Origin of the sequence: Streptomyces sp. NPDC021080 (assembly GCF_044333225.1) — a bacterium.
In the GTDB taxonomy this organism is placed as follows: domain Bacteria; phylum Actinomycetota; class Actinomycetes; order Streptomycetales; family Streptomycetaceae; genus Streptomyces.
On the sequence record NZ_JBIRQM010000014.1, the window covers coordinates 275481 to 283229 of the forward strand.

At 70.8% G+C, this 7749-nt stretch carries 7 protein-coding genes; 3 read left to right on the forward strand and 4 right to left on the reverse strand.

The window, feature by feature from the left end:
* Positions 1 to 13 precede the first annotated feature (13 nt).
* The 3 genes from ACH4S8_RS31975 to ACH4S8_RS31985 are packed head-to-tail and all read right to left on the reverse strand — an operon-like array spanning position 14 to position 2245.
* Positions 14 to 820, reverse strand: coding sequence for an acetoacetate decarboxylase family protein (locus ACH4S8_RS31975; RefSeq protein WP_398400230.1), 807 nt, complete (start codon positions 818 to 820; stop codon positions 14 to 16).
* 22 nt (positions 821 to 842) lie between these two features.
* A complete protein-coding gene (locus ACH4S8_RS31980) occupies positions 843 to 2051 on the reverse strand; it encodes an NAD(P)/FAD-dependent oxidoreductase (protein WP_398400234.1) in 1209 nt (402 codons plus the stop codon).
* Between the two features lie 5 nt (positions 2052 to 2056).
* Positions 2057 to 2245: a ferredoxin gene (locus ACH4S8_RS31985; RefSeq protein WP_037622194.1), complete on the reverse strand. Its 189-nt coding sequence runs from the start codon at positions 2243 to 2245 to the stop codon at positions 2057 to 2059.
* Between the two features lie 517 nt (positions 2246 to 2762).
* Between ACH4S8_RS31985 and ACH4S8_RS31990 the strand changes: the two genes are divergently transcribed.
* Positions 2763 to 4118: a glutamine synthetase family protein gene (locus ACH4S8_RS31990; RefSeq protein ID WP_398400236.1), complete on the forward strand. Its 1356-nt coding sequence runs from the start codon at positions 2763 to 2765 to the stop codon at positions 4116 to 4118.
* A gap of 30 nt (positions 4119 to 4148) precedes the next feature.
* Positions 4149 to 5465, forward strand: coding sequence for a cytochrome P450 (locus ACH4S8_RS31995; RefSeq protein WP_398400238.1), 1317 nt, complete (start codon positions 4149 to 4151; stop codon positions 5463 to 5465).
* A gap of 143 nt (positions 5466 to 5608) precedes the next feature.
* On the opposite strand, the gene ACH4S8_RS32000 is transcribed toward ACH4S8_RS31995, so the two are convergent.
* A complete protein-coding gene (locus tag ACH4S8_RS32000; protein WP_398400241.1) occupies positions 5609 to 6982 on the reverse strand; it encodes a DUF3500 domain-containing protein in 1374 nt (457 codons plus the stop codon).
* 217 nt (positions 6983 to 7199) lie between these two features.
* Between ACH4S8_RS32000 and ACH4S8_RS32005 the strand changes: the two genes are divergently transcribed.
* Positions 7200 to 7658: a TIGR03618 family F420-dependent PPOX class oxidoreductase gene (locus ACH4S8_RS32005; RefSeq protein WP_398400243.1), complete on the forward strand. Its 459-nt coding sequence runs from the start codon at positions 7200 to 7202 to the stop codon at positions 7656 to 7658.
* The last annotated feature ends 91 nt before the right edge of the window (positions 7659 to 7749 follow it).

The following is a 7749-nucleotide window of genomic DNA, read 5'->3' on the forward strand; positions in this document are numbered from 1 at the left end:
ACGGTGGTCGGGGTCACTCGGCGCCGGAGGTGCCGGACTCCAGCAGGCGTCCGCCGTCCCAGACGACGCCGACCTGCCGGTAGTAGGCGGCGATCGGCTCGCGGATCTCCAGGCGGGCCAGTTCCTCGGTGGGTGCCTCGAACAGCTTCAGGTCGGCGTCGCCGACCCAGGCCGGTCCGGCCTCGAAGGAGGCGGCGCCGGTCTCGATGAGCTCGTCGAGCGCGAGGCCCTTGCCCTTCTCGACGGAGGGCAGCCAGCGGTGGTGGGCCATGGGGTGGCCGTTGACGAAGCCGTTGGTCTCGGACGGCTCCCGCAGGGTGACCACGGTCTCGGCGAGACGCCGGTCGGCGGCGGCGAGGGTGGCGCCGAAGCGGGCGCCGGCCTCGATGCGCGGGGCCGGGCCGTAGGGGTGCGGGCGGGTCTGGTGGATCGAGCCGAGCTTCTTCGGGTAGCCCTGGTGCAGTCCGCGGGCGATCGCGAAGTCCTTGTCGACCCAGATGTAGACGCAGCGGCTGTAGGTCTGTCCCCGGTACTGGCAGCGGACGACCGCGAAGGCCTCCTTGTACTGGGCGCGCACCGGGTCGAGGAGTTCCTCGGCGGAGTCGGAGCAGGACTGCCAGTCGGCCCAGATCAGCGCGACCGCGCCCGGGTCCTCGTCGGCCAGCTCCAGCGGTTCGGGGAGGAGTTCACGCACGCGCGCGGGGTCCGTGCGGTACTCGACGGTGAGCAGGTCACCGGAGTAGCGCCACGGCGGCGACGGGATGAGCGACGAGGTGCCACCGGCCGTCTTGGGGTGGAAGTAGCCACGGACAGGGGACATAGCGGGGATTCCTTACGCTTCGTTACGCGGTGAGGGCGGGCTGCTTCAGCAGCTGGGCGCGGTAGCGCGCGGCGCGCAGGGCGGCGGACTGGCCGCCGAGGGCCACGACGCCGACCAGCAGGTCGCCGGTGTGGTAGCCGACCACGACGTCGCCGTCCGGGTCGCCTTCGAGGATCCGCACGTCGTCCTTGCCGAGCAGGGGCGAGCCGAAGGACTGGAGCCGGAACTCGTGCTGGTCGCTCCAGAAGGTGGGCAGCGGGGCGAACGGGGCCGACTCGGCTTCGGTGCCGCCGAGATGGGCGGCGAGGACCTTGGCCGCGTGCTTGGCGGTGTCGGTGGGGATGGACCAGTGCTCGACCCGTCGGGGTACGCCGTCGTAACGGGCGTTGGGGAAGCGGGCGACGTCGCCGACCGCGACGACCTCGGGGCGTCCGCCGACCCGCAGGTGCTCGTCGGTGAGGACGCCGTCGGACAGGTCGAGTCCGTTGCCGTCCAGCCACTCGGTGTTGGCGACCGAGCCGACCGACTCCACGACCACGTCGGCCGCGAGGACCGTTCCGTCGCCGAGGACGACTCCGGTGACGCGTTGCTCGCCCTGGAACCCGGCGACTCCCGTGCCGAGCGCGAAGCGCACTCCGCGCTCCTCGTGCCGCTTGAGCAGCGCGCCGGCCAGCAGGTCGCCCAGCGGTCCGGCCATGGGCAGCGGCAGCGGGTCGACGACCGTGACCTCCGCCGCGCCGAGTCCCACGGCGGTGGCGGCGACCTCGCAGCCGATGAATCCGGCGCCGACGACGACCACCCGTGCTCCGGGCCGGATCAGCGCGTCGCGCAGGATCTGGGCGTCGGCGAGGGTGCGGACCGTGTGGCGCCCGACGAGCGGACCGGGGCAGCGCAGGCGCCGGGGGCGCATTCCGGTGGCGACGACCAGTCCGTCGTACGACAGCCGTTCGCCGTCGGCGAGTTCGACGACCCGCTCGTCGAGGCGGGCGGTGGCGATCCGCGTCCCGAGCCGCCACTCCACGTCGGCCGCGGCGGCCTTCGGAGTGAAGGCGAGGGACTCGAACGACGCCTTGCCCGCGAGGACCTCCTTGGAGAGCGGAGGCCGGTTGTAGGGCATGTGCGGCTCGTCGCCGACGACCGTGACGGCGCCGGTCCAGCCCGCCGCGCGCAGCTGTTCGGCGGCGCGCAGGCCGCCCATCGAGGCGCCCGCGACGACTACGCGTCGGGTCATGGCCCTCAGCCCTCGATCCGGATGGCCTGGAGCGGGCACACGTCGGCGGCTTCCTCGACCTCGTCGCGGAGCGCCTCGTCCACATCGGAGACGTAGGCGAGGTGGCCGGCGTCGTCCATCGAGAAGACGTCGGGGGCGGCGAAGACGCACTGGCCGTGGTCCTGGCACTTGATCATGTCGACGACGACCTTCATGGCCGGTCCTCCTGGGGATGCGGGCGCCTGAGCAGGGTGTGAAGGGAGAAGAGAGGGGCCCGACCGGTGTCGGACCGGGCCCCTCGGCCAAAGGGATGCGAAGCCGCGTCCCTGACTCGTTTGGCTTCAAACAACATAGGAAGCCATTGGACCCTGGTCAATACCTGTCCAGGTGGATAAATTCTTACCGCCACCCCCTTGCGGGGCCAGACCCCGGCTCATACCGTTCGGATTCAAACGACCGACTCGGGGTCCGCCCCGGGGATGTCGTCTGGAGCAGTTCGGACCGGGCCGTCGGGCCCGGTGCGGCGCACCGGAGGCGGAGCTCCATCCGCGTACGGCACGTACTCGGACGGCGCGACGACGCCACGAGGAGCCGCGCCGGGCACCCCCGCGCCGAACTGTTCCCAACGGCACCCCCTTCTCCCCCGCACCCCGGCTCCCGTTCTCTGCACACCACGCGTCCCCGGCGCCTCAGACCACGGGGACATCCCACCTTTCCGCCAAGGAGACAACGGTGAGCGCATCCGACACCTCAGACATCCGCCGGCACATGGAGCGGCTCGCCGCCGAGGGCGTCGACGTGGTCAGGGTCGTCTATCCCGACCTGATCGGCACCGACCGCGCCCGTGACGTCCTGCTCGACCACCTGCCCTCGGCCTGCGAGCACGGGCTGGCCTTCTGCCGGGCCGTCTACCACACGACTCCCCAGGGCGACGTCGTCCCCGTCGCGGGCGGCCTGGACGCCGGCCTGCCCGACGTGTCCGTACGCCCCGACCTGTCGACCGCGGCCGCACTGCCCTGGGAGCCCGGCGTCGCGACCTGCCTCGGCGAGGTCACCGACCCCGCGACCGCGGCCCCCGCCCCCGAGTCACCCCGCGACCTGCTGCGGACCGTCCTGGCCCGGTGCGCCGAACAGGGGCTGCGCCCCGTCGTCGGCCCCGAGCTGGAGTACTTCCTGCTGGAGCCCGCCCCCGGCACCCCCACCGGCTGGCGCCGCTCCCCGGAGACCACCGGCGCCGTCTACACCGCCGGACTGCGCGCCGACCCGGGCAACCACCTGCTGCGCACCCTGCGCCAACTGCGCGACCTGGGCCTCGGCGTCGTCACCGGCAACCACGAGTTCGACGGCGGCCAGTACGAGATCAACCTGACCCACTCCTCGGCCCTGGACGCCGCCGACCGCGCCTTCCGCTTCAAGGCCGCCGTCAAGGAGCTCGCCCGCCAGGAGGGCAACCTCGCCACCTTCATGGCCAAGCCCTTCGGCGACGCCGGCGGCTCCGGTTTCCACCTCCACCTGTCCTGCGAGGACACCGAGGGCCACAACGTCTTCGACGACCCGACGGGCGCGCACGGCCTCTCGGCCACGGCCCGCCACGCCATCGCGGGCATCCTCGCCCACGCCCCCGCCCTCGCCGCGCTCGCCAACCCCACCGTCAACTCGTACAAGCGCTTCGGACCCGACACCCTCGCGCCCTGGCTGATCGACTGGGGGCTCGACAACCGCAGCGCCATGGTCCGCATCCCGCCCGAGCGCGGCTCGGGCGCCCGCCTGGAACTGCGGCTCGGCGACGCCAGCGCCAACCCGTACCTGCTGATCGCCGGAACCATCGCCGCCGCCCTGCTCGGCGTCCAGGCCGGCGAGGAGCCCGAGGCTCCGCTGGAGGGCTACGGCTACGACACCGCGCGCTCCGCGCTGCTGCCCACGAGCCTGGCCGCCGCGCTGGACGCCCTGGAGGCGGACACCGCCCTGACCGACATCCTCGGCAAGGACTTCGTCTCCTCCTTCCTCACCTACAAGCGGGACGAGGTCGAGCGCTTCGGGCGGCACGTCACCGACTGGGAGTTCACCGAGTACGCCTACCACCTCTGACCCTTCGAAGCCCGGCCCAGGAGAACCACCATGACCAGCCCCACCGTTCCCGCCACGCCCACCACCGCGGCCGAACTGCGCGCCGCCCTCGCCGAGCCCCTGCCGCTCGAAGAGGTCGACCTCGCGAACCTCGACAACTTCGCGGACGGCATCAAGCCGTGGCGCATGTTCCACACCCTGCGCCACGAGGACCCGGTGCACTGGCAGCCCGAGGAAGCCCCCAACTCCGGCTTCTGGGCGGTCACCCGGCACGCGGACATCGCCACCGTGGACCGCGACGCGGAGACCTTCACCTCCTCGAAGTTCGTCAACCTCGAAGAGCTGGACGACGACCAGATCAAGAAGCGGGCGTCCATCCTGGAGCTCGACGGCGTCCGCCACCGCGCGATGCGCAGCGTCATCCAGCGCCAGTTCGGCGCGAGCGTCATCAACAGCTACAGCGACTTCCTGCGCGGCCTGACGGCACAGACCCTGGACGCGGCCCTGGCCAAGGGCACCTTCGACTTCGTCTCCGACGTCTCCGCCGACTTCCCCATCAACGTCCTCGCCCGCCTGCTCGACGTGCCGCCGGAGGACAACCAGCAGCTCATCGACTGGGGCAACCGCATCATCGGCAACACCGACCCCGACTACGCGGACGTGCTGCTGCACAGCGCGGAGAGCGACAAGTACCGCGACCTGCCGTTCCGTTCGCCCGCCTCGCTCGAAGTCTTCGAGTACGGGCGGGAACTGGCCCGCCAGCGCCGCGGCGGCAACGGTACGGACCTGGTCTCCAAGCTGGTCAACACCGTTCCGCGCGACGGGATCCCGCTCTCCGCGCAGGACTTCGACAACTACTTCCTGCTCCTGGTCGTCGCCGGCAACGAGACCACCCGCCACACCATCTCGCACTCGATGCTGGCGCTCCTGCAGCACCCCGAGCAGCTCGCCCGCCTCAAGGACGACCCGTCCCTGATCCCGGGCGCGGTCGAGGAGTTCCTGCGCTGGGCCTCCCCCGTCTACCACTTCCGCCGCACCGCCACCCGCGACGTCGAGCTCGGCGGCAAGCAGGTCAAGGAGGGCGACAAGGTGGTGATGTGGTTCGCCTCCGGCAACCGTGACGAGGAGGTCTTCGGCAACCCGTACGACTTCGACGTCACGCGCACCAACAACGACCACATCACGTTCGGCAAGGGCAGCCCGCACCTGTGCCTGGGCAACCTGCTCGCCCGCACCGAGATCCGCATCATGTTCGAGGAGCTGATCCCGAGGATCGCCGACATCAGGCTGGCCGGCGACGCGCCCCGCGTCCTGTCCAACTTCGTCAACGGCATCAAGAAGCTGCCGGTGGAGGTCACGCTCGCCTGACGGCCGCGACCCCGGGCCACCGCCCGCGGCACACGCGACACATGACACGGCTGTCCCCCGTCCTGCCGGACGGGGGACAGCCGTGTCGAGCGGCCCGCCCCGGAGAACGCTCAGGCCTTCGCGGGCCCGGAGCGAAGTCGTCGTCAGTGGTCCGTCTCCCGGTGCAGCTTGAGGAGGTCCACTCCGTAGTCGTTGCCGTTGGGCGTGCGGATGATGGTGTGGATGTGCTGCTGGGTCGGGGTGCCCTGGGGGCCGCCCGGTCCGCCGGGTCCCGCACTCGCGGAGGCTGAGGCCGACGCCGAGGCGGACTCGGCAGCAGAGGCGGACGGGGAGGCCGAGGTGTCGCTCTCGTGGTACCCGAGCGGGGACTCGGCGTCGTACTCGATCAGCACGACAGGACTGTGGACGCGGTAGTAGAACGCCGAGTCGTCGTCGTGTTCGCCGATCCAGTGGAAGTACGTGTCGTCGAGGTGCTTCTCGATCTCACGCAGCCGCACCCGCGCGTGCCCTTCGTCCTGGTAGCCGACGTACACCTCGGCCAGGTCCAGCAGCAGTCCGCGCTGCCGGCGGTTCAGGGCCGAGCCCTTGACCCCGGCGTAGGGGATGACCGCGTTGTCCTGGCCGGCGCCGGCGATGAGGTCGGTGCCGGACTTCTCGGCCGTGGAGAGTGCCTGGGCGAGCTGCGTGTCGTCCAGGGAGCGGAGGAGTGCGAGGCCCGCGGCGGTCTCCTCCCGGAAGAGGTGGTAGTCCTTGCCCTCGTACGTGATCTTCGTCGGCTCGGAGCCCATGAACGTCGGGGTCATCACCACCTGGTCACGCAGGACGAAGTAGTTGATGACGAGGTGGTGGCCCTCGAACTGGAAGCCCCACGCCTCGGTCGCCGACGGGGTGCCCATGACGGTGAACCAGTAGGCGTCCTCGTTGAGCGCCCTGGAGGTGTCGCCCTCGTACTCGCCGAGGAACTGGTTGAGCTTGCGGATGTCGCCGGCCTGCCGGAGACCGCGGGCCGACAGTGACGACTTGAGCAGTCTCATGCCGAGCGCGTACTGCTTGTCGGTCAGATCACGCAGGGCCACCCCGTCCCGGTCGTTGGAGTCGACGTTGGTCCAGTCGAGCCACTGGTCGGAGTCGACGTCGAAGAGGGTGGCCGCCTTCTGCTCGTCCGTGAGCGCGTCGAGGAAGGCGCGGGCCGCGCGGATCACCGGGACGGTGGAGACGCCGGTGGAGTGGACGGCGTACAAGTCGCCGAGGACCGTGCCGTCCGTGGTGACGCCGACGAAGTCGTCGTACGCGATCGTCTGGCCGAAGCCGCCGCCGGGCGGCGGGCCCGACGGGGAGGGGCTCGCCGTGGCGTCCGCGGAACCGGTCTCCTCGGCGTCGGCCGTGGTGGCGACGTAGCCGCCCATGACCGCGACGGCGGAGACGCCGCCCGCGAGCAGGGCCTTGTTCATGAACCACCGGCGGGAACGGTGGGCTGCCTGGGTGCGCGGCTTGTGTCCGCGGTTTTCGTTGACCATAGTCGCAACAATTTCGTCGACACTTTGCGGCGCCATGGCAACGACCTGTGCGTGTCATAGGAATCCGAGGCAGACCTGTGAACGCACACGCCCGACCCGGCTCCGCCCAACCCCCTTGGCATGCGGTCGAGTTGATCCGGGGAGCCGACTCGGACTCGGGTGCGCGCGAGGCCGTCGACGGTGAAATACCTTGGACCTCGGCGAAGTTGGCCTTGGCATGACTCAAGGACCAGCACCGCGCCCCCTGTCGGACGAGGCACTGTCGGACCTGCTCGGCGAGCAGCGGTTCGGCACCCTCGCCACGGTCAGGCGGAGCGGCCACCCGCACCTGACCACCATGCTCTACGACTGGGATCCCACGGCCCGCGTCGTGCGGATGTCCACCACGGCCGACCGCGTCAAGGCCAAGCACCTCGGGCGCGACCCCCACGCGGCGCTGCACGTACGGGGCGGCGACGTCTGGTCCTTCGCCGTCGCCGAGGGTACGGCCGAGGTCTCCGAGCCGACGACGGTCCCCGGTGACGCCGTCGGACGGGAACTGCTTGAGATGATCCCCACGGCAGCGCGGCCCACGGACGAGGAGGCATTCCTCAAGGAGCTCGTCGCCGAGCGCAGGACCGTCATCCGGTTGCGGGTGGAACGGCTGTACGGGACAGCCCTGGACGTCGGGAACTAGGGTCCGTCTTCAAAGATCATCAGGTGGTGGATCATGGTCGGGTGATACGCCGCCATGAACTCACCGACCTGGAGTGGGAGTTACTTGCTCC